The 22,769-nt window shown below is 34.9% G+C and carries 21 protein-coding genes; 17 read left to right on the top strand and 4 right to left on the bottom strand.

What is annotated here, in order from left to right:
* Nucleotides 1-633: 633 nt before the first annotated feature.
* Nucleotides 634-1,575, bottom strand: a complete 942-nt coding sequence (locus AAA939_RS13960; RefSeq protein WP_338210113.1) for a glycosyltransferase family 2 protein — start codon at nt 1,573-1,575, stop codon at nt 634-636.
* A 152-nt stretch (nt 1,576-1,727) separates the two neighbouring features.
* On the opposite strand from AAA939_RS13960, the gene AAA939_RS13955 reads away from it, so the two are divergent.
* The gene (locus AAA939_RS13955) at nt 1,728-2,642 is read left to right on the top strand and encodes a YihY/virulence factor BrkB family protein (RefSeq protein ID WP_338210112.1); all 915 of its coding nucleotides are present in this window, start codon (nt 1,728-1,730) and stop codon (nt 2,640-2,642) included.
* 205 nt (nt 2,643-2,847) lie between these two features.
* A complete protein-coding gene (gene larD / locus AAA939_RS13950) occupies nt 2,848-3,564 on the top strand; it encodes a D/L-lactic acid transporter LarD (protein WP_338210111.1) in 717 nt (238 codons plus the stop codon).
* Between the two features lie 808 nt (nt 3,565-4,372).
* Here the strand turns inward: larD and AAA939_RS13945 are convergent.
* Nucleotides 4,373-5,797 (bottom strand): oligosaccharide flippase family protein, encoded by a 1,425-nt coding sequence (locus AAA939_RS13945; RefSeq protein WP_338210110.1) that lies wholly within the window; start codon nt 5,795-5,797, stop codon nt 4,373-4,375.
* A gap of 853 nt (nt 5,798-6,650) precedes the next feature.
* Between AAA939_RS13945 and AAA939_RS13940 the strand changes: the two genes are divergently transcribed.
* From AAA939_RS13940 to AAA939_RS13870, 15 genes are all read left to right on the top strand, one after another.
* Nucleotides 6,651-7,304, top strand: coding sequence for a YveK family protein (locus AAA939_RS13940; protein ID WP_338210108.1), 654 nt, complete (start codon nt 6,651-6,653; stop codon nt 7,302-7,304).
* 14 nt (nt 7,305-7,318) lie between these two features.
* Nucleotides 7,319-7,927: a tyrosine-protein kinase family protein gene (locus tag AAA939_RS13935; protein WP_338210106.1), complete on the top strand. Its 609-nt coding sequence runs from the start codon at nt 7,319-7,321 to the stop codon at nt 7,925-7,927.
* Entirely contained in the window at nt 7,924-9,075 is a 1,152-nt protein-coding gene (locus AAA939_RS13930; RefSeq protein ID WP_338210105.1) for a serine hydrolase domain-containing protein, read from the top strand. Before AAA939_RS13935 ends, AAA939_RS13930 begins: the two co-directional genes overlap by 4 nt.
* Before the next feature lie 472 nt (nt 9,076-9,547).
* Nucleotides 9,548-10,543: a glycosyltransferase family 2 protein gene (locus AAA939_RS13925; RefSeq protein WP_338210104.1), complete on the top strand. Its 996-nt coding sequence runs from the start codon at nt 9,548-9,550 to the stop codon at nt 10,541-10,543.
* Nucleotides 10,533-11,519 carry a Stealth CR1 domain-containing protein gene (locus AAA939_RS13920; RefSeq protein WP_338210103.1) on the top strand — a complete coding sequence of 329 codons (987 nt, stop codon included), beginning with the start codon at nt 10,533-10,535 and terminating at the stop codon, nt 11,517-11,519. Before AAA939_RS13925 ends, AAA939_RS13920 begins: the two co-directional genes overlap by 11 nt.
* A 6-nt stretch (nt 11,520-11,525) precedes the next feature.
* Nucleotides 11,526-12,644, top strand: a complete 1,119-nt coding sequence (locus AAA939_RS13915) for a glycosyltransferase (RefSeq protein WP_338210102.1) — start codon at nt 11,526-11,528, stop codon at nt 12,642-12,644.
* Nucleotides 12,644-13,537 (top strand): glycosyltransferase, encoded by an 894-nt coding sequence (locus AAA939_RS13910; protein WP_338210100.1) that lies wholly within the window; start codon nt 12,644-12,646, stop codon nt 13,535-13,537. The genes AAA939_RS13915 and AAA939_RS13910 overlap by 1 nt, the downstream gene beginning before the upstream one ends.
* A complete protein-coding gene (locus tag AAA939_RS13905; protein WP_338210098.1) occupies nt 13,527-14,765 on the top strand; it encodes a hypothetical protein in 1,239 nt (412 codons plus the stop codon). Before AAA939_RS13910 ends, AAA939_RS13905 begins: the two co-directional genes overlap by 11 nt.
* Nucleotides 14,766-14,777: 12 nt before the next feature.
* Complete coding sequence (gene glf / locus AAA939_RS13900; protein WP_338210096.1) at nt 14,778-15,893, top strand: UDP-galactopyranose mutase; 1,116 nt, start codon at nt 14,778-14,780, stop codon at nt 15,891-15,893.
* A gap of 364 nt (nt 15,894-16,257) precedes the next feature.
* On the top strand, nt 16,258-16,443 hold the full coding sequence (locus tag AAA939_RS13895) for a hypothetical protein (protein WP_338210095.1): 186 nt from the start codon (nt 16,258-16,260) through the stop codon (nt 16,441-16,443).
* Nucleotides 16,433-16,822, top strand: a complete 390-nt coding sequence (tnpB, locus tag AAA939_RS13890; protein ID WP_338210093.1) for an IS66 family insertion sequence element accessory protein TnpB — start codon at nt 16,433-16,435, stop codon at nt 16,820-16,822. Before AAA939_RS13895 ends, tnpB begins: the two co-directional genes overlap by 11 nt.
* A gap of 29 nt (nt 16,823-16,851) precedes the next feature.
* Nucleotides 16,852-17,298 carry an IS66 family transposase gene (locus AAA939_RS13885; protein ID WP_338210091.1) on the top strand — a complete coding sequence of 149 codons (447 nt, stop codon included), beginning with the start codon at nt 16,852-16,854 and terminating at the stop codon, nt 17,296-17,298.
* A gap of 53 nt (nt 17,299-17,351) precedes the next feature.
* Nucleotides 17,352-18,353, top strand: a complete 1,002-nt coding sequence (gene tnpC, locus AAA939_RS13880; protein ID WP_338210089.1) for an IS66 family transposase — start codon at nt 17,352-17,354, stop codon at nt 18,351-18,353.
* 380 nt (nt 18,354-18,733) lie between these two features.
* Complete coding sequence (locus AAA939_RS13875; RefSeq protein WP_338210086.1) at nt 18,734-19,921, top strand: glycoside hydrolase family protein; 1,188 nt, start codon at nt 18,734-18,736, stop codon at nt 19,919-19,921.
* Nucleotides 19,922-20,828: 907 nt separating this feature from the next.
* Complete coding sequence (locus tag AAA939_RS13870) at nt 20,829-21,890, top strand: glycosyltransferase family 4 protein (RefSeq protein WP_338230996.1); 1,062 nt, start codon at nt 20,829-20,831, stop codon at nt 21,888-21,890.
* Nucleotides 21,891-22,043: 153 nt separating this feature from the next.
* On the opposite strand, the gene AAA939_RS15260 is transcribed toward AAA939_RS13870, so the two are convergent.
* Nucleotides 22,044-22,397, bottom strand: a complete 354-nt coding sequence (locus AAA939_RS15260; protein ID WP_420915234.1) for a transposase — start codon at nt 22,395-22,397, stop codon at nt 22,044-22,046.
* Nucleotides 22,398-22,446: 49 nt separating this feature from the next.
* On the bottom strand, nt 22,447-22,769 hold a 323-nt coding region (locus AAA939_RS13865), incomplete at its 5' end, for a transposase (protein ID WP_338230995.1).

Genomic DNA, 22,769 nt, shown 5'->3' with positions numbered 1-22,769 from the left:
CTTCAATTACATTGACCGGACAACACAAAGAAGCGGCTTCACCGCGGTAGAATACCGCGGCAAAGCCGCTTAGACAGAACTCGAAAATTATATTATTTCACCTGTCAACTTGACAGGGACTAGTACAATAGCCCAAAGCGGCGGGCTATTTGGATGTTCTTTTACTTTTGTTCTAAAGGCTGAAAGTACAGAAATAGACCACACGTCTTGATACAAAAGACCTGCAAAATCAAATACTGGTATTTTCAGATTTATTGAGTATTACCAAATAGCCGGGGCAGGTTGCTTGGTAATACTTTATGAATTCATCGAAAATGGCATCAAAAAACTCGGTCATCATTTCAAAACGTTCGCCTAGATAAATTATAGTTTTTAATAACCAGTCTAAGGGGCTGACAACTTCAATATCCGGTAATGGACGCGCACAATCATCCGATATCACAATACCTTTCTTTCTGAAGTCTCCATGTCAGTTTTAATAAGCTAGTTTTCAAAACTCGTTTTCTAGAGCGTAAATACTTTGAACACATTAATTAAAATCAGTGAAGCGACCTGCTTTTACTACCACTATAAAGTAATAGAGGTATAAGATCATCCCAGCGGATAACTCTTATGCCTCTAAGCCTAGTATCTTTAGTTTTGTTCCTGAATGATGTATTGAGGCCGGTGTTTGGTTTCTAAGTAGATTTTACCAATGTAGTTACCGATAATTCCTAGGCAAAACAGTTGAATTCCCCCTATGAATAACATAATTGTAACGACTGAAGCCCAACCACTAACACTGTTGCCAAGTAGTAGCTTTCTAGCAATAACAATAATCATACCGATAATTGAGAGAAAGGCGAACAGGCCACCGGTAAATGTGGCGATTTTTAGCGGAACATCGGAGAAATCAACGATAGCTTCAATCGAGTAGTTAAATAATTGCCAGAACGACCAGTGAGTTTCTCCGGCAGCCCGGGGGGCATTTTTGAATTTTAAGTATGTCGTTCGAAAACCAACCCAGTTGAAAATTCCTTTCGAGAAACGATTATATTCTGGCAACTCTAAGATGGCATCAACCATTTGACGGGTCATCAGACGATAATCACGTGCGTTAGGGATGATTTGGACTTTCGAGACCTTATTAATGACCGTATAAAATGATCTTGAGAGGAATGAACGGATAGCGGGTTCACTTTTGCGATCTTCGCGCATGGTACCGACACAATCGTAATCACCACTTTCAAGTAGTGAAAGCATTTGGGGTAGTAACTCAGGGGGGTCTTGAAGATCAACGTCCATGACGGCGACATAATCGCCCTTAGCATGTTGTAGTCCTGCAGCTAAGCCTGCCTCTTTTCCAAAATTACGTGAAAATGACAGGTAATGGACTAGTTTGGGATGAGCAGTATGTAGCTTGCGAAATTCTGTCAAGGTTGCATCGCTTGAGCCATCGTTAATGAAGAGATATTCATGTTGAACATCCTTGAAAGCATCCGGGTTATTAGCAAAGACTTTCTCGACGGCATCAAAAAAAATCGGTACAGTAGGTTCCTCATTATAGCAGGGAACAATTAGACTCATCATTTTCATTAATTAATAATCTCCTAGTATCCGGTTTATACTGATAGCTTACCACACTCATTTTGATTATAACGGTTATTTAAGGTACAAATGTAAAGATGTTTAGATTTTAAATTAAAGGTATAATGTTAAGCATTAAGGTAGTCACTGGAGATTAATAAATGAACTTAAAAACGCGTTTTCCTAAAACGATGAAGTGGTTAGAGATCATCATCAGACGGTTTAAGCAGGCTAATGTGACGAACAATGCAATTATTCTGGCTTACTATGCTTTGATGTCGATTGCACCCATCATTTTAATTGCTGGTAACATTGTGGCCCGTTTCAATTTGAAAACGGGCCAGATTTTGGCGTACGCTCAGGAGTTTATTCCCAGTAATATTTACCAAACATTTAAGCCCATTTTAGTTTCCTTCCTGTCGAGTGGGGGTAGCGGAAGTCTTTCAATTGGGATTGTTGTGACAATCTGGTCAGCTTCCCAGATCATTGCAGCCATTCGTCGAAGCTTGAATGAAGCCTACGGGGTAAAAAATGCGCAAGGGGCGATTGTGACCCGTTTGATGGCATTTGTTCTCACGTTGGGTTTGTTGGTTTTAATCGTCGGTTTATCGGTGTTCTTTACTTTAAGCCAAGTAATCATGGATGCAATTTTACAGATGACCCATACTTCGGAAGCCTTTATTCCGAGTTGGTGGAGTCAATTATTGGCTAATAAAAACTTGATTACGTTTGTCGGGATGTTTACGGTGGCCATGTTACTATATTATTTTGTCCCCAATGCAAAAGTTAAGTTGAGATATGTTTGGCCAGGCGCGCTAGTAACGACGATCGGGTGGATTGTCATTTCCCAAGGGTTCCGAATCTACGTTGAGCTATTTGCACGGCGAGTAACTTCGTACCAAACGATTGGAAGCTTGATCGTATTGATGTTCTGGTTAAACTTCTCTGGCATATTGCTGATGTTTGGTGGGGTAGTCAATGCGACGGTTCAAGAATGGTTTGAAAAGACCATTGAGCCGAAATCACCCCGGGTTATGCGGCGGTTGCGAAGACGAATCAAGTATTTCCGCAAGTAACGCTTATTTAGGTGAGTCAAGTGACCGGAAAAGACTGTTAATTGGCGTAAAACTGAATAATTTTATAATTAGAACCCTATGTGGTTCTTTTTTTGTGTATAATGGTCTTCGTGTGAAAAAAGGGTTGTTACTTTCTGAAAAGCTAGTTTAACGAACCTACTTAAAAATAAAACGGCGTCACGAGCGCCACAGGAGGAGAAATATTTTGATTCATCAGCTTCTGGCAGAGTTCATGGGAACCGCTTTGATGATTATTTTTGGTGTTGGTGTACATTGTAGTGAGGTTTTAAAGGGAACTAAGTACCGTGGTTCCGGTCACATCTTTGCAATTACAACTTGGGGTTTTGGGATTACTATTGCGTTATTTATCTTTGGTGACGTCTCCATTAACCCCGCCATGGTTTTGGCTCAGTGTATTTTAGGTAATATTAAATGGGCTTACTTTATTCCGTATTCAATTGCAGAAGTTTTAGGTGGGGTTGTCGGTGCCGTAATCGTTTGGATTATGTATGCTGATCATTTTGCCGCTTCCGCTGATGAAATTTCTCCAATTACGATTCGTAACATTTTCTCTACCGCACCAGCTGTTCGGAACTTACCTCGGAATTTCTTCGTCGAATTTTTTGATACGTTTATTTTTATTTCTGGCATTTTAGCTATTTCTCAAGTGAAGACGCCGGGGATTGTTCCGATTGGTGTTGGTCTGTTAGTTTGGGCAATCGGTATGGGACTTGGTGGTCCAACCGGATTCGCCATGAACCTTGCACGGGACATGGGGCCACGGATTGCACATGCTATTTTACCTATTAAGAATAAGGCTGATAGCGACTGGCAATACGGTGTGCTTGTTCCTGGGATTGCACCATTTGTTGGAGCAGCGTGCGCAGCGTTGTTTATGCGTGGATTCTTTGGAATTGGATAGCTTTTTTGCTTTAATAGAATGCTGGTAATATAAATTTTTAAATTGAATGCTGTGTATAGAGACTAATAGCCTTCTTTAAACCGCTAGTCAAGCGGAGTGGGACAACACTAGTTTCTGATAATTGAAAATGGACGTAAGCCAAATTTTGGCTTACGTCCATTTTGTGTTACTGTCACTTAAGTCGAACTTTTGGGATGATTAATACCATATTAACGATTCTGGCCTTTACGCTGGTCTTCTCAAGACTTCGAACCGAGAATTGAAAATATAAATGAGTTTTCAGATCCCTTACAAAATTGCTTATATAAATTTTGTGTTGTCCATAGATTTGAATTCGGTGAGGTCTCTAGTGATAATAGATACAAGATTGTGACAGGCTTACCATAAAGAAGGCGGATCACTACCATGACTTGAAAGACTACTTTGGAAGAACGGATTCAAGTAGTTGAATATATTACGCTACGATAAGTACTCTTGTAGTGAAGCTACAGAACGGTACCAGGTCCGTTTGGGATATTTCCTCAAGACTAAGATGATAACTATGACAAAGATGATTGCATGAAGTTTTTGAGGGTCAAACGAATCATGAATAAATTGTATATTAGATGTCAAGCTCGAATTAAACAGTTATCATCAAATCTATGTAAAAAAGCCTTATCAATTAATCCGCTAAGGTTACTTGATAAGGCTAGATGAAGTAAAAGATATTGACTTTAGAGTACTACAATAATTTAGTGTGGATAGGCATAATCGGTTTTTGTTTTCCATGAATCAGCCGTGTTACTTAAGGAAGAGTATGCTTACATTGCTAATTTTTTGACCGATCCTTAAGAAAAAGTAAGGAGTCGAAAAGCGTGGGTTGTAATATTAATAATATGCCAACGTATATCAACAATCCCTCGATGATTTGGAGAGCAAGATTTATAACGGTGATTTTCATATTTATGTTTAAGTAAAAGACAGGTATAAACATAAATAAACCTGCTAATAAGTAAATCCACATGTTTTTGAATAAAAGACTAAATGGAAGAACTCTTCTAACCTTGGAGAGCTGGTAAACAGTAACTGTTAGTTCAGAAATAACGGTAGCAACCATTGCTCCCTGAACACCAAATTTCAGTATTAGCGGGATGTTTATAATTACATTGATAATAGCGCCGAAAATAACTGAAGTAGTATATGTTTTAGTATGCTTGGTGGGTAATAAGAATTGCTGACCAATAACGTTACTAATGCCGATTAATATTATAACGGGTGCTTCAATCATCAGTAAAACGTTTACTGATGAAAATTGCTGGCCAAAAAACCAAGGTGCCAAAGCAGTAGCAATTGCTGAGATTCCAAACGTCATTGGTACAGAAATAGATAAAACAAAGTCACAAGAAGTATACAAATAATTTTTCACTTGAGTCATTTTATTTTTTGCATAAAGGTTGGCAATGTGTGGTAGCATGACAGTACCTGTTGAAGTAACAATTGCAAGGACGATTTTTATTAACTTGTCAGAATAATCATAGAATCCTGATGCAGTTACATTATCCAATTTCCATAACATTGTTTTGTTGAGTGCTAAATAGATTGTAATAGCCACCTGTGGTACAAATAGTGCGAGTGATGGCCTGAGATGCCTGAATATGCTAAGTCGCTTAAAATCTGGTTTATATACGAGGCTTGGTAGGTACGACCATAAGGTGAGGTTCCCCAGAAGCTGAGATATAGATAATATTAATATATATATTCCAACATCATCATGATTTTTTACAAATAAAAAAATGGAACATAAGGAAATTATTTTTATAAGCATGTTCCGCAATACAGTTTTTTTGAAGTCTTCTAATCCCATAAAAAACCATGAAATATCAAATGCACCTGCAATAATATAAAAGGATTGATAAAAAAAGTATATTCTGAAGCTTTTCTGAAAATATAAAAATATGCAAAATGATAAGTATGATAAAGTAATAGTTATTAATTGCAACAGTTCTATCTCCCAAAAAGTCTGAGATCTTTGGGATTTATTCTCACGTATAAAAGCTATTTCTCGGTTTCCATAGATGGTGACACCCACTGTTCCAGCCAATAAAAAATAAGTAATTACGGAGTTTGTAGTTGCATTAATTCCAACACCAGTAGGCCCTAGAACCCTGGATATATAAGGTACCGTGATTAACGGTGTTAATAGAATTAAAACATTGTATCCAACGTTGTAAAGATAATTTTTGACGAGTTTCATTCTGTGACCCCACTGAGTATAATTAAAGTAATTGTATAAAATTTGCAAGTACAATGATTGTATCATATATTCGTACTTTTGAATTTAAACTTAAAAATCAGTACTCATCAAAATGTTTGGACGGTAAATTCAAAAATGAAATGAGTGATCAAAAAGAGGCCTCATAGTCTGACTCAAAAAGATCACGAACACCTGCTACTGGGAGCAATGTTATGTAAAATCAAGCGTAATGCATAAGCACAGATATTAGCTGAACGGATTTAATAAAGAATCTGTCTGTTCTGTCATACGGGGTATGATAAACTTACTGGATTACTGTTATACGGAAATGAATATATGATCGAGTCACAGAATACGGTGGCTATCGAGAAGTAAAGAGTATTGGCGGAGATACTAATAGTTTAATTTGTAAGAGCTCCCCCTAAAGAAAATGGATAAACAACCATCTCCACAAGGTCTTAGGTGGACAAATGCAAGTGAGACTTTTTGTGATTGGGTTTGTTGAGTGTTGCAATTACAATGCGATTACGTGCATTGATAATTTTAGCTAAAAGGCACTAAAATTTTTCTGTTTTATAATGGATGATGACTTGCATAGTAAGCATTGCCCATTTTTTGGAGGAATAGGGCATCAAGTAATTGTATGTGATGTAGATTTGTTGAAGTCTAGGGTATGTTGTCAACGTTGATCCATTATATTGTTACTAAATACTATACGGTCTAAGAAAAGAGTGACACTGGCAATTGTTAATCTGAGTTTGCACTTTTTCTAAAGATTTTGTACTATGTATAGAAACTGTTGTTTTTTTTATTGCTTTTTATTGTTTTTTTTATGTTCTTTGAGGAGGATAACATGAATTTTGAAGTGAGTGGTCAATTGTTAGTGCATTTGGCAAAAAAATATATACTACGTGTGATTTTATTGAGTGTTCTGATAGGTATCGGGATGTCATACGTGAGCGTTACACTGAAAGACAATACGTATAGTTCTTCTGGTGAATTAGTTCAAAGTGATAGTAATTACGGCCTGATTTCATCGTATCAGCAATTTGTACTTTCAAAAAGATTTAAGAATTCATTAAATAATGAAGTCAAAAAGAGCACGTGGAAAAATTATTCCCATAATACGGACTATTCTGTACAGATTACATCAGGAAATAATGGTAGCACTCCCTTTTTTACTTTAAATGCTATCAGTGAAGATAAGCAGTTTTCAAAATTTTTAACAAATAAGTCAATTGAAATTCTTGTTTCTAGTATTGGAAAGTATTTATCTGGTTCAAATATAACTGTTGTGTCGAATGCAACAGATGCTAAACAACAAAGTGTAAAATCAAGAGTTATAAAGTGGTTTATTTACGGCTTTGTTGGATCTTTTATACTGAGTACTATAATCTGTGTTTTTAGATTCCTTTTTGTCGGAAAGACAACTGAAGATGATTTTATTTCTATAGTTCTTAATGCAAAAAAATTGGGTACAATTAAAATTTCAGAAGCTACGAAGTAGGAGCATATAAAACATTGAATAACGTAAAAGAAATAAAAGAAACAATTAGACGAATTAACGGTAGTTTAGCCGCAATTGAAGATAGGAAGGGTATTATAACTTTTGCAAATTTATCAGGTTCATTGGTGCAACGTACTATAGTTGCTAACCTCGCTATTATGTACGGACGAGCAAATATGAAAGTGCTGATTGTGGATACTGATTTTAAACAAAATTCGTTTTTGGAAGTGTTTCATATCAACAACTCACTAGGACTATCTGATTACTTAAATGATTCAACAATCAAAACGTCAGAAATCACTAACGAGGTATTGAATCAGAATGTGGCAGTTATTTCTTCCGGCAGTTTAGATTTGGACGATACTCACTATTTGTTGGATGATCCTAGGTTTGAATTACTAATTGGTAAGTCATCTAATAATTATGACTTGATTTTGATTAATACGGCAACTGTGAAAAAATATGACGAGTTTAAAAATGTATGTAAACGTTCAGACGGGATTATTTTAGTTACAGAGCCTAAAACTACGCATAAAAGAGCGTTGTTTAGTTTCTTTAGACAATTGATGCATGATGAAGTTAGAGTGCTTGGTTATATCAATGCAAAGAAGTTAAAAAAATGAAGAAAAAACCGTGGAAAAGAATAGTTTTTGATATTTTCTCACTGTTGTTGATAATTGTTTTTGCGGGATTACTGGCTATAAGAGTAAGAAGTATAAATACTGAGAGTGATAGTAGTGTGTCTCAAGGCAATGCAGAGCAAATAGTTCAGAATCATACGCTAGAAATGTCGTTACTTCAGAAAAGCAGTTTGAATAACAAATCTCTACTGAAGAGTAAAAAAAATTCTGAATTAATTACTAATATAGATGAACTTACTAAAAACCAATTTAAAGGTGCGTATGTTGGAATCAAGGGAGATAGGATCCTTTTTTCAGGCGGAAGTGGTTATGCAAATGCAAAAAATCAAACAATTTTTAAATTGAACAGTAGTTTTGCAGTAGGAAGCTACCAAGATTTTTTGAATAATGCAATTTTAGTTAGAATGTCTCAAAAACGTAGACTTAATTTAGATAAAGAATTAAAAAAATATTTGCCAAAGCTATCTGGAACCAACATCAAAGTTGGAAACTTTTTGAAAAACAAAGTACATTTTTACATCAAAAAGAGTGATGTTGAAAAGTTAGAGACAGATAAAAAAGTCAATATAAGAAGTTTCAGTAGTACCCCATCTTCATTGAAATACATTTCAGTAAATTCAATCATAAAAAAGATACTAATCACCAAAGTATCATCGCTAAGCTATGAAGAATCATTAAATGAATGGCTAAGTTCTAAATTGAATTTGATGGATATTCGGACATGTTCAACTGAAGAAGTTCAGGCGAATGATGTTATTGGCTATTCGCACCTTAAAGAAAATGGAAAATTAATTCAAAAAAATCCAATTGCTGAAGATCAATTGGTTAACGGCGTACCGGCAATAAGAATGTCGATGGCAGATATCATTGTCGCTAGTTATAAAATACTGGGTAATGAATATTTTGATAAAAAGTATAATAATTTGTTTCGCACGATGAATAATGCGGATAATCTTGGGTCTGTATTTACTGCTAATAGGTACAAGTTAAGTACACATAGTTCGGGACAATATCTTTACTTAAAGGCTGATTTAAACGGTTCAAAGATTGTATTATTAGCAGCTAATTATCCCAATAAAAATATAACGCTTTCAAGAGAAGCAAATGTACTTTTTGAGTTAGTAGAATGATTTTTTTGTAAAATGTAGAATGGAGCCGAAATATTTGAGTTGATTTAGGGACTGCTTTCTATGTTACATTATTTTGACGCTTGCTTCTTAGTAAATCAGAACATGTATTTTGTGATGGCAATTGTAATTCTAAAAAGTGCTGTAAGTATTAAGGAATATACCGAATAAAGACAAACAAATGATTTGCTAAAATCATTTGTGTAAATGTTACTAGGTCAAGATGTAGAAGATAATGCTCAGAATTTAAATTACGAATAATCAGCATAGTTATTAATGGGACTCAAATATAGTTATCAATGTTAAAAGTAACATTTGATTGGAATACTTTTGGACACACAAAATGACTTCTAGTAGTTGGAAAAATGTTTACTAGTAAAGCCAAATAAATATAGTAACTATTGAGAAGTAGTTATTAGAACTATTATCAGCTTTGATGAAGATGTTAAGATAATCTATTAGTGGGAGAGAATTATTGTTAGATAAAAATAAAAAGTTTAATAAGCTAATTAGCGTTATCATTCCTTTTTACAATGCAGACGGTTACTTAGAGCATTGTTTAAAGTCTTTGTTGACTCAAACGTATTCTAATTTCGAGTTAATTTGCATTGATGATGGTTCGACTGATGAAACTTGGAAAAAGCTAGTTGAATGGGAGAAAGTTGATAGACGTATCTTGATTTTTTCACAATCCAATAGTGGTCAAAGTGCTGCAAGAAACCGTGGGTTGAGTTTATCGACTGGTGCGTATGTAACTTTTGTAGATAGCGACGACTACGTAAGTCCTAAATATTTGGAACATTTGATACAGGGGATAGTAGCTGGTTCTGAAGTGTCAATGGTTAACAAACGTTTGGTGACTAACTATACGGAGTCTTTAGGTGAAAGTAATACGTATGATCAAAAAGTAAAACGAATGTCCGCAAAAGAAGGAATCATTGAAGTTTTAAGTCAACATCCGGATAATGAAGTATGGGGGAAAATGTTTGAAAAAAAACTTTTTTGTGGTTCTTTTTTCTTAGATGGGAAAATATATGAAGACTTAGTTATTACCTATGAATTACTATGCAAGGCAGAATACATCTCATATCTAAATATTCCGGACTATTTTTATGTACAAAGAAGTGACAGTACTATAAATAAGCCCTTTGATGAAAAAAAAATGGATGTAATCGAGATGGGTAATAAGATGAAATCAATTGTATTAAAACGCTTCCCAGATTTGCAAGCAAATATAATGTCAAGACTATTTGCAGCATATTCCAATGTTTGGTTTCAAATAAATTCTGATGATGTCAAAAACGAGCATTATCAAAATTTACTATGGAATCAGATATTAATATGCCGAAAATCAATGAGAATTAGGAGTATTAGGAATCGAAAAGTTTTACTAGGATTCTTTGCGAGTATGTTAGGTCCAAAAACATTTAGACGGATTTATTTAATGAGGAAAAGACTATATGAAAATTGATTTTGTTGTGTTATGGGTAGACAATAGTGATTTAAATTGGATGCGAAAAAAAGATAAATTTAGCGGAAACTATCTCAATCAAGAATTGAATGCAGAAGAAAGATATCGTGACTATGATGATTTAAAATATTGGTTTCGTGCAGTTGATCAGTATGCGGATTGGGTAAATCATGTTTTCTTGGTTACGGATGGGCAGTGCCCAGACTGGTTGGACACAGAGCAATCAAAAGTTTCTGTTGTAGATCATAAAGATTTTTTGAAAGCGGAGAATCTTCCAGTATTTAATTCAAATGCTATTGAATTAAATATTGATAATATTTCAGAATTATCGGAACACTTTGTCTTATTTAATGATGATATGTTTATAAATGATGTAGTTAGCGAGAAAGACTTTTTTTCAGGTGGATTACCACGGGACATAGGTTTATTGAACCCGATAATTCCTGAAGAAGGCGGAATCGGAAATACTATAAATAATAATATGGAACTAATAAATCGAGACTATAGTATGCGTGAATGTTTAAAAGAAAATTTGGGAAAATTCTTAAATGTAAAGTACGGGATTGATAACATCAGAACGCTCGCCTTAATGTTGTGGCATAAATTTCCTGGATTCTATAATCCACATTTGCCGGTTTCATATACAAAATCCGAGTTTAGAGACGTTAGAAAAGTAGCAGCTGATCAATTTGAAAAAACATCAGCTAATAAGTTTAGAACAAGTGATGACATTAGTCATTGGTTAATAAGGTACACAAGGCTTGCACAAGGAAATTTCGCACCAATTTCTCCTGAGATTGGTCACATATATAGTTTATCGGATACCGACAAGGTGATTAGTGATATTGTTAATTCAACACATAAATTATTATGCATAAATGATGATAATAAGACCGAAAATTTTAGTGAAGTGATATCAAAGATTAATCAGACACTAGATGTTAAATTACGCAATAAGTCAACATATGAAAAGTAGGACGCTATGAAAATTTTATATATATCAAAGTTAGATTGGTTTAGGACAAAACAAAGGCCGCAGCAATTGGTGGAACATCTATCACAAGAAGATAAGGTTGATTTTTTGTCTATTAAGCCTTGGAAAAAAAAAGATGTCAAGCTAGATACCGTTAACAATGTAAAATCTAAATTAACGAGAGGAAATCTGACAGTTTATCGAAAAAAAGTTACCCCAAAGCGTGAATCACTTATTGGTGAAAAAATAAGTGACTTAATTATGAAACGTTATATCAAAGAATTATTTGCAAAAGAAAAATATGATGTGATTATTTGTACTTTGCCACATCATGTGAAATATTTAAGTAAAACACTAAGGTGTCCGGTCGTATATGATTGTATGGACGACCAAGTCGAAATGAGTGAAAATAAAGAAAAAGCTTTAAAAGAGGAAATGGCGCTTCTGAGGGTTGCTGATCAGGTGGTAGTTTCCAGTGAATATTTAAAATCTCAATTGAGGAAAAAATATAATTACGGAATGCCAATTGAAGTTATTAATAATGGTGTTGATGTTGATAAATTTTATAATTATCACATAAAATATGGAAATCAGTATAAGAAGAGTAATATTGTCGGGTACGTCGGGTCGATAGATTATTGGATGGATTTTAATGCAATTGAGAAAGCTGCTACTAATTTTCCACAGTATAAGTTTCTGTTTTATGGGCCAATAAGTAGCATAGTGAAAAGTAAAACTAAAAGTTTACCAGAGAACGTGCAATTTTTAGGTGCTGTGAATTATGATGATGTACCTAAAGTAATAAATAGTTTTGAAGTTGCTATTATGCCGTTTGAAATTAACGATTTAATAAGAGCAGTCAATCCTGTTAAACTTTATGAGTATTTAGCGCTTGGGAAAAAAACAATCGCATCGGAGTATAGTGAGACTGCAAAGTTTGGATCACTTATAACTCGATACTCTACTTCTGAAGATTTTAAAAATAAAATTAGTGAATTGATGGAGAAAAAAGAGAGCAAAGCTGAGGAAAAGAAAAAAATCCTGTTCACTTTCGAAAATAGTTGGTCAGAAAGGGCCAAAGAATTAAGAAGAGTCTGTAAAGCCGTACTAGGAAAGAGGGCAATTTGATGAGAAAAGTTGCAGCAGTTGTGGTTACTTATAATCGGTTGATGTTACTTAAAGAATGTATTGAGTCTTTAAAGAATCAAGCTTTGGAACTTAGTCATATTATTATTGTAAATAATAATAGTTCTGATGGAACTACTAACTATTTAAAAACTCTAAAAGATGACACTCAGATAAGAGTGGTCAATTTAAAAGAAAATCTTGGTGGGGCAGGTGGATTCAATGCAGGGCTAAAATTTGGTATTGAGCACACGCATGATGACTATTTCTGGATAATGGACGATGATACTATTCCTGATGACGATGCTTTGAAATCTCTAATTAATCGAGCTGAATTTTTAAAAGACGATTTTGGTTATTTATGTAGCAATGTACGATGGATTGATGGCTCACCTTCGAACTTACCTAAGGTTGCAAGTGGATGGACACAATTACTGCAACATGATTTAATTAAAGTTACGGAAGCCACCTTTGTATCAGTATTGACGACCAGGAAGAACATTTTAAATGTTGGATATCCGATTGCAGATATTTTTATCTGGGGAGATGACACTGAATATACCCTTAGACTTAGTCGGATGAAGGTTAGTTATCTTGTTGAGGATAGTACCGTATTGCATAAATCAAAACAAAGAACAGCAGGATTGACATTAGTTTCGGATGACTCCGAACGTCTGCAGCGCTACTTTTACTTGATCCGGAATGTGATGTATATTAATCGAAAATACCATAATACGGGAATAATCCGACTTGTAGCAAGTCACGTGGTTTTAGCAAATAAAATATTATTGAGAAGTAAAAATAGAAAGTTAATGCGTATCGGAATATTAGTTAAGGGATTTGTAGCGGGCATGAGGTTTAACCCAAATATAGAGAGTGTTAAGAATGAAGACTAATAAATTCATAGGTAATGTTTGGTTGTATTTATGGTCAATCTCCATTGTCTTGAATTGCTTTTCAGTATATGTACGTGAAGTTGGTACTGTTAATTATAAGTTGTTTACGGTTTTTAATTTGATTTTTGAAGCGGGTGGGATTGTTTATGGCTTAATAAAACTTTCAGCACCTAGAATAAACTTAAAGAATATTGTGTTAGGAATTGGAATCTATGTTACTTTCCTAGCACCGTATATTTTAATTAATCTAAACAAAAAGTTTAATTTGGTTTACACTTTGCTGTATGTGCCAATAGGGTTGGCTATTTACTTATATGCTGAATCAGAAAGTGATGCGCTATTTCGATTGTTCAATACAATAAGAAATGTAGTTTTAGTCATTGCTGTTGTGTCATTGTTTTTTTGGATGCTTACTTCTGTATTCCGTATCATAACGTTACCAAGTGCAATTACAATAGAATGGGGCGGGGTGCATAGGTTTTCGGGAATAAAATACTTGTACTATGAAGTGCAGCATATAAGTATTTTTGGAAGGAATATGGCAAGAAATTCCGGATTGTTTGTTGAACCAGCAGTTTTTGGACTGATACTGAATTTTGTTTTTATGGTTGATACTTTTTTTGTGCACCCTGGACGTTTGCAAAAGGGCAATGTAATAATTGGATTGGCGATTCTATCTACCACATCAACGACAAATATTGCAATATTATTTTCAACTATCGTAGTTAATTATATTTGCAATCAAAATAGTGTGTCGTCTTTTAAAAAAATTGGAATTCCCGTTATAATAATAATTTTAGTTATTGTGGTGAAAAAACTATTAGGATCCAAGGTTGGAGGAGAGTCTTATTCACTAAGAATGGATGACTTTTTTTCTGGAATCCGAGCTTTTCAAGATCATTTAATAATTGGTAATGGATTTGGTGATTCGACTGCTATGATAAAATATATGAATAAAAAAAGAGTCTTGGAAGAAAAGACTGGTTTTAGTAATGGTCTACTCCTTGTTTTTATTCATGGGGGGGTATATTTAGGCTTAACATATATATATCCATTAATTTACATGTTAAAAAAAGGCATGATGAAAATTAATTTAAGATTTTTATCATTTCCTATAATGATTTTGATATTGCTTTCGAGTACTATGGCACAATATACAGAATTGGATATATTTATTGTTTTACTTTGTTTGTTCATTCCAAATTATGTAGCTTATAGACAGAATTGAGTAGAGGATAAAATGAAAAAATATTTAGTTGTTGGATCAGGATTGTTTGGAGCAGTTTTTGCAAATGAGGCTGCTAAAAGAGGTTATTCGGTACGAGTTATTGAAAAAAAAGATCATGTTGGAGGAAACATATATACTAAAGAGGTAGAGGGAATACAAGTACACGTATATGGTGCTCATATTTTTCATACGAAGATGAAGAATATTTGGGAATATATACAACAATTTGCAACATTCAACAACTATATTAATAGCCCCATTGCAAATTATAATGGTGAAATATATAATTTGCCATTTAATATGAATACTTTTAATAAATTATGGGGAGTAACTACACCTGAACAGGCAAAAGAAAAAATAGATAGGCAAAAACGGACCTTAAACATAAAAGGCACACCTAAAAATTTAGAAGAACAAGCTATTTCTTTAATAGGACCAGATGTTTATGAAAAACTGGTAAAGGGATACACTGAAAAGCAATGGGGCAAATCTGCAACTGATTTACCATCTTTTATTATTCGCAGATTACCTGTGAGATTTACGTATGATAATAATTATTTTAATGATCCATATCAAGGAATACCAGTCGGTGGGTATACTCAGATTATAAAACAACTTTTAAACCATGAATTAATTACTGTTCAAACGGGAGTTGACTTTTTTGATCGACGGGATGATTATTTACATTCTGGTGAAAAGATAATTTTTACAGGCATGATTGATAAGTTTTTTGATTATAAATTAGGTGAGTTGGAATATAGGAGTTTGAATTTCGAGACAGAAGTAAAAAACATTGATAATTATCAAGGAAATGCCGTTGTTAATTATACAGACAGTAAAGTTCCTTATACACGAATTATTGAACACAAACATTTTGAGTTTGGTAAAGGAAACAAAGGGAAAACAGTTATTACTCATGAATATCCGAAAGACTGGAGTCGTGGGGATGATCCATACTACCCTATTAACAATCAAAAGAACAAGGCTTTATATACCAAATATGTTGAGATGGCAAAATCTCAAGCGAAAAATGTAATATTTGGTGGTCGCCTCGGGCAATACCGATATTATAATATGGATCAAACTATCATGGCAGCACTTAAAATTGTTGAAAGTGAATTTGGCTAGGTTAATATATTAATAATATGATATAAAAACAGAAAAACAAGTGTCATAATATATGCTTTTAGAAATTGGAAGCAGTTTGTTTAAAATATGATACTAATAAAGGGACACGTGGTAAGAGATAGATTATATTGAAGTTAGTGTCGTTGAAGTAGCTTATGGGCAAGTACTGGATATCTGTTGTCGATAATCAAGTTAACTCTTGGTTTATTGACAGCATTTTTTTATCTCTTTATTGGCATTCTGGCAATTGTTGTTGGTAACTAGTTGTTATTTAGTAAACACCTAATAACTGACCGTCTTCCAGGTGCCAACTAAACAAGGTATGATTGCCTCATCAAATAAATTTGGTGAGGTTTTTATTATTATGGATAAACATGACATTGTTAAAGTTGAAATGCCACACAATTTCAAATCGTCGGCGCCTCAGGCGACGGCGACCAAAGCAGTCCAACTACGGGTTGATCAAAATAAGTCGGTTATCATCTACAATAAAGCTAGCGGATATATTGTCGAAGCCTTATTAAAGGCGGTGTTTGACCATGTTCATTGATACAGGAAAAATTCATCAGATCTATATCGTTTGCGGTAAAACAGACCTGCGTCGAGGTATTGATGGGTTAGCAGCAGTCGTTCAGCAACAATTTGGACTGGATCCTTACAAACAATCGCTATATCTATTTTGCGGTACTCGTAAAGATCGATTCAAAGCGTTGTATTGGGATGGTGACGGCTTTCTTCTTTTGTATAAAAGAATTGAGGATGGACGCCTTCAATGGCCGGTCGATCAAGATGCGGTTCGAAAATTGAATTACAAACAATTTTCACGACTGATTAATGGTTGGTCACTGGATTCAACCGTTCATAAAATAAATCCGCCTAAGCCTGCGGCTGCGTCTATGTATTCACTTTCACATGTGGTAAACTCTTAAACAACGAGTAAAGGATGTGTAGTGCGCTAATGACATCAGAACAAGAACAAATCGCAATGTTGACCAAGAAAGTACAGGAACAAGCCGAAATTATCGACTATCTGACTCAAAAACTGTTTGGAAAAAAATCGGAACAGGTTGACCCTAATCAATTGTCTCTACTGGATGAGGACGATAGTGTTTTTACGCAACCAGAGCAAACTGGGCAAGAAAACCACATCTCAAATCAAGTACAGCCAACGAAGAAAAGTCATAAGACGCGGCAAGCAAGCTTAAATCCTGATTTGCCAGTCAAAAAGACCATCGTGGATGTCGAACATAAGCAGTGTCCTCACGGACACCGCTTAGTTTCCGTGGGTTCAAAGTTTGTCCGTCAAGAGCTTCATTTTCAACCGGCCAAGCTTTACCTAGAAGACATCTACGCAAATACATATAAATGTCCCAATTGTGAGTCAATTGACGGTATTGTCACTTAATCCAAGCCACAGTACCAAAAGCATTGATTCCGCATAGTCTTGGCTCGGCATCGGTGATTACGGAGATCATCCATCAGAAATTCGAACAAGGAGTTCCATTATATCGTCAATTGAAGGACTGGCAGAGAATGGGTCTTGAATTATCAGAAACGACTATCTCTAACTGGGTCATCAAAAGTGGTCAAGCTATTGAGCCGCTCTATAGCTTAATGCGAAAAGAATTGGTCGACCGCGCTTACCTTCAAGGCGACGAGACACCGATGGAGGTTTTACATGAGCCAGGCAAGTTACCAACCGCCAAATCGTATATGTGGTTGGCCCGAACAACCTGTCATGACATAAATCCGCTAGTGATTTATGCTTACAGCCCGAATCGTGCCAGTAGCTTTGCGGCAGAGCTTTATCACGGATTCTCGGGAGTGCTTCAATGCGACGGTTACGCTGGATACAATAATTTGGAAGGCGTAACTAGATTAGGCTGTTTTGCCCACGTGCGGCGCAAGTTTTATGATGCGGCATTGGTTAAAGGAAAACTTGTGATGAGCGAGCCTCTAGCCCTACTAAATCAGATGTTTGCCCTTGAGCAACAATGGCAGCATCTCTCACCGCATATGCGACGTCGTAGACGGCGCGGCCGACTGCGAAAACTTTTGAAAAAGTTCTGGCACTGGATCGATACGGCATCGGTATTGCCAAAGGCACGTCTGGGCAAGGCGATTGTTTATGCTCAAAATAATCGCCTTGAACTGAACCGTATCCTAGATTACGGTGCGATTGATTTGAGCAATAATGCGGCCGAACGCAATATGAAGAGCTTGGTGATTGGTCGAAAAAATTGGCTCTTCAGTACTAGCCAGGCCGGTGCCAAAGCGACCGCCATTTGGATGAGCATAATTGAATCGGCCAAAGCAAATGATATCAATCCATATGATTATGTTCAGTATTTATTAGAAATGATTTCAAGACTACCAACTTTTGCGAATGAGGAACAGTTGGCGGCTTATTTGCCATGGAACTATAAAAACATGATTACTAAGCTGACACAGGTAGCCTAAATCAAAAGCAAATGTAGCGTCCTCGTTTTTTGAGGACGCCACATTTTTTTACATTTCAAGACGGTCAGTTATTGGGTGCTTACGTTATTTAGCGCTCAGCCATGTCTGCTATAACTTTTTTAAATGTGGCAGTTAAACTAGTGACATACTTATTTTTATACACGTTTTTTTGTTATAGGATGTTAGTGCTTAAAAATAGCGGTATTCAAGAATTATCTTAATTACCGACAATAGATCTTTTAGAGCATAGTTTGATTGGAAATTACATTTATTATATTTGGTTAGCTGCCATTTTTAACTTTTGAAATATATAATATATTATTGAAAATAATCTGTTTGTGCATATAATTAGACTACGATTAAAAGTGAGGGGGATTTATATGCTAAAAAAAGTGAAGATGCTGTTTATTAGCTTTTTGCTAATCTTGGGGATTTTATTATTGGATAATTTGATGATTGATACCGTAGCCTCTGCTAATACTCAAGTGAATGTTCAATCTGAAGGGATGAGGCCAGCCAATAAAAGTAACAATAAAATCATGCAACAGATTATTAATCAGCATACTAAGGGTGTAACAACTCTTTATTTTCCTAAGGGAACATATAGTTTTACCGCTGGTGCGGTTATCCTGCATTCTAATTTAATTTTGAATTTTGCTTCAGGTGCTTCATTTAATATTGATAATGGTCATTTTTTTGCTTTTGCCTATCCCAGTCCTCGAAAGGGTTACAACGGTGGTATTAATAATGTCCAGTGGAACAATGCCACGTTTACTGGTAGCAGTAGGAATGGACAGAGTTCATTCACACAGAGTATGAATCATGCTCAGAACATTTCTTTTAATAATTGTACTTTTTATAACTGTGAAAATCCCTATGGACATAATTTGGATATAGATGGTAGTCGAAATATTACAGTCCAAGGGTCAAGCTTTGTTGGGTTTAACGGTGACCGGAATAACGAGTATAAAGAAGCAATTCAAATTGATTATGCGGACCGATATGCAATGTCGTACTATGTAAAAAATGATCAGTATGATGATCTGCCAACCTATAATGTACATGTAAGTAATAACCGATTTTTACCTATTTGGGATGGACAAAAGATAAGGACATATGCACCTAATCCAATTGGCGAACATATAACTTATCAAGATGGTCGAACTGGTGTAATTAATCATATCTATTTTATAGGTAATGAGGTTGTTGATTCACGACCTCGACAGACGGATACGGTTGGGACAATAAATTTTGATGGTGTATCAGATCTGACAATTGCAAATAATCGCTTCTTGAATGTACGAGCGACAGGTCCGTCGAATTATATCAGAATATACAATCCGTTGAAGAACTATAAGATGGGATATGTCTATATAACCAGAAATGAGTTTTTAAATATTAATCCAACGCAACAGTACATTTATGTTAAATCTAATTTTCCAAGTAATGTAATTAAAAAAGTGTTTATCAGTGGAAATATAATTATTTCGGGAAATACTAATATTCCCTTTATTAATAGCGGCAAAAATCAAGTTATACAGAATGGAAATCAGTCACTTGATATTTAGTATGACTAAATGAATTTAGCCAATTACTCATAAATGCCAATTATAAGTTTTTTCTTTGAGTAGATTTTCAAAAAATTAGTACACGCAATAAGAAAATAGAGACCCTTACTTTAACGGATCTTTTTCAAACGTCTTATTAAAAGAGGTACCAGGATTGTGTCGACAATCTTGATACCTCTTTTACTGTGTTTAGAAATTGAGGTTGAAGTCGTTAACACTAATGAAATATAAATTCCAAGTATCGAACTGGCCTATTAACCCGTAATGAATAGTTATATTTAGGATGTGGGTCTTTAAAATCGAACTTAGAAAATGAATGGATCTACGCTGTTATTGACTTGAGAATATTTGGAAGGTGATAAAGTGCATGCTTTAAGTATTGATGTTAGTTGAGAAAAAAGCAGCTGTGCACTTTTTCATGAACACACGGTGGTTAAGGAGTTCCAGATTAATCACAACAAATCTGTGATTACAAATGATCTGCCAATGAGGACGGTGTTTGAGACCACTGGTATTTATTCTAGAGTTTTAACACTATTCTTTAACGATCAGATGCAGCTAAACTAGAACTGCTTGAAATTGAACAAAGAACACTAATTCATAGCCGTATGAACGAACAGATTCATTTGATGGCACATCGGTATTTAGAGGTAACTAAGAGATAGTCACGGACTATTGACCACTTGCATTCAGCACGAGATAAAACCTTTTCTGACTAAAGATACTAACCTGAGTATCTTTAGCTATGTGATAAAAAATCAAGGTAATAACCATTAGTAATTCAACTAATATAATTAAAATCATTTTATATACCGCTTTATTTTAATTTGATTGTATACTATACTATTCTAATTGAGAATTGTTAGATAATATATTATAAATTAAAATGGGTGGTTGGATGGTCATTTTGCATTTTGCCGAATATGCTTCGGGTGGGATTGCAACATATTTGAAAAATTTAATAGCTAGTCAAGTTAAACGAAAAGATGTTAAAAGAGTGTATTTATTAGTGAGTGAATATAATTCGGATGCAGCACTGTTAAATATGAAGGATAACAAGCTGACAGTATTGGAATATAAGTATAAACGTTCGGCTTTTGGTGTGTTAAAACTATTGAGGCTTAGTTCAATTATAAACAAAATCAATCCGGATGTGATCCATATCCATAGTAGCTTTGCTGGGATAGTGAGATTAAAGTATTTATTTTCTAACAGAAAAAAATCAATAGTGTACTGTTCGCATGGTTGGGCTTTTAACCGGGAAATAAGTACGTGGAAAAAGGCTGTTTATAAGTTTATTGAACTAATTCTATCAGCCGGCTGCAACCGAATAATAAATATTTCAAAATTTGAACAAAATAGTGCTAAATTTATTAGTCCAAAGAAAATGTTTACAATTTATAATTCTATTCCTCCTAGGAATAAAAGTCTGAATACAAAATCTCACAGAGGATTAGATTTAGTTTTTATTGGAAGGCTAGATAGGCAAAAGGGGATTGATTTATTGATTTCCGCAATGCATGCTGTAAATCATGATGGCTATTTAAACTTAACAGTTGTAGGAGATTCTATAGTTGATCCAATTGTAAGGAAACATAATACAAAGTCAATAAAGTTTTTAGGATGGCAGAATTCAAAACAAGTACAAAGTATTATTGAAACAGGTGATGTACTTGTTGTTCCATCTAGATGGGAAGGATTTGGATTAGTTTCACTTGAGGCTATGAGTGTTGGTAAGATGGTTGTGGCAAGTGATGCGGGAGCACTACCCGAGATTGTCTTGAATCGAAAAACTGGGTTAATATTCAAAGCTAATTCTGGTAACGCGTTAGCCAATGTACTCGAAGATTTACAGAAGATGCCAAAAGATATGATTGAGAATTTAGGTGAACAGGGAGAAAAAAGGTATTATACAAGTTTTAGCTACCCTAAAATGGTTGATGAAGTAATGGCTGTGTATTCTAAATAGGTTATTTGGTATTTCCTTGAGCAGGACGGAATCATCTAGAATATATTAGTCGTGGAAACAGCATACTCATGGCGTATATTTGTCGGCTATTTATGCATGCAACGATACATGGCCTGATGATTTTGAAAAGAATTCTCGCAGGATTTTTCTAATTCATTTTCGAATTGGTTTCCTTTTTTTGTTCTGAATTGTAAATTCAATCCGAATTCGTGTGTAAAAGTGCGACCAATTTTGGTAACCGTATGCCGTCCGTTTGATTTGTTTTATTTTTCGATTAACCCCCTCTAAAGGGCCGTTGGAGTAAGTACTTGCCATCATGTTTTTGATTAAAGATAGGTGCTTGCGATAGGTTTTGATTGTTGTTTCAAGCTGTGAACTGACTTTGTCAGTTCTACTTAAGACTTCGATGAAACGTTGATAGTCTCTGGTTCTTAACGCATCCACTAAAGCGTGCGCTGTAAAGTAAGTATGTTGAAAAATTGAATCCAGTTCTAAGCCCTTTAAGATTAACTGCTCTTGAGTAAACCAGTCTTTTAGATGCGTAAACCATTGTGGTTTACGTGTTTCTAGGTTTGAATATGATTATTAAGAATAAGCGCCAATGATGTTTGAGTATTCGATATTCTCTGGTTTCTGATGAAAAGTGATGCATCAACTGTACCCGCGTCTGATTCAAGGCTTGAAGTCCCATTTGAACTAAATGAAAATTGTCGGCGATAATCTTAGCTTTAGGAAAGACTTCGCGGATAACCGACTGATATTGGGCGTTAAAATCAATGACAATCTGCTGAACTTCATTACGCTCTTTCAGTGAATAGTGATTCAGAAAATGCTTTTTAATGTTCCGGTTAAGGCGATTCGGTAAGACTGTCACTAGCT

The organism is Lactiplantibacillus paraxiangfangensis (assembly GCF_036246185.1).
In the GTDB taxonomy this organism is placed as follows: domain Bacteria; phylum Bacillota; class Bacilli; order Lactobacillales; family Lactobacillaceae; genus Lactiplantibacillus; species Lactiplantibacillus paraxiangfangensis.
The sequence above is the reverse complement of the archived record's forward strand: the minus strand, read 5'-3'. Positions and strand labels throughout refer to the sequence as shown.

Bases quoted from the DNA above. Each gene is read 5' to 3' on its own strand.
- AAA939_RS13960 (WP_338210113.1), bottom strand. From the start codon at position 1,575: ATGAAAATGATGAGTCTAATTGTTCCCTGCTATAATGAGGAACCTACT.
- AAA939_RS13955 (WP_338210112.1), top strand. From the start codon at position 1,728: ATGAACTTAAAAACGCGTTTTCCTAAAACGATGAAGTGGTTAGAGATC.
- AAA939_RS13945 (WP_338210110.1), bottom strand. From the start codon at position 5,797: ATGAAACTCGTCAAAAATTATCTTTACAACGTTGGATACAATGTTTTA.
- AAA939_RS13940 (WP_338210108.1), top strand. From the start codon at position 6,651: ATGAATTTTGAAGTGAGTGGTCAATTGTTAGTGCATTTGGCAAAAAAA.
- AAA939_RS13930 (WP_338210105.1), top strand. From the start codon at position 7,924: ATGAAGAAAAAACCGTGGAAAAGAATAGTTTTTGATATTTTCTCACTG.
- AAA939_RS13920 (WP_338210103.1), top strand. From the start codon at position 10,533: ATGAAAATTGATTTTGTTGTGTTATGGGTAGACAATAGTGATTTAAAT.
- AAA939_RS13915 (WP_338210102.1), top strand. From the start codon at position 11,526: ATGAAAATTTTATATATATCAAAGTTAGATTGGTTTAGGACAAAACAA.
- AAA939_RS13910 (WP_338210100.1), top strand. From the start codon at position 12,644: ATGAGAAAAGTTGCAGCAGTTGTGGTTACTTATAATCGGTTGATGTTA.
- AAA939_RS13905 (WP_338210098.1), top strand. From the start codon at position 13,527: ATGAAGACTAATAAATTCATAGGTAATGTTTGGTTGTATTTATGGTCA.
- glf (WP_338210096.1), top strand. From the start codon at position 14,778: ATGAAAAAATATTTAGTTGTTGGATCAGGATTGTTTGGAGCAGTTTTT.
- AAA939_RS13895 (WP_338210095.1), top strand. From the start codon at position 16,258: ATGGATAAACATGACATTGTTAAAGTTGAAATGCCACACAATTTCAAA.
- tnpB (WP_338210093.1), top strand. From the start codon at position 16,433: ATGTTCATTGATACAGGAAAAATTCATCAGATCTATATCGTTTGCGGT.
- AAA939_RS13885 (WP_338210091.1), top strand. From the start codon at position 16,852: ATGACATCAGAACAAGAACAAATCGCAATGTTGACCAAGAAAGTACAG.
- AAA939_RS13875 (WP_338210086.1), top strand. From the start codon at position 18,734: ATGCTAAAAAAAGTGAAGATGCTGTTTATTAGCTTTTTGCTAATCTTG.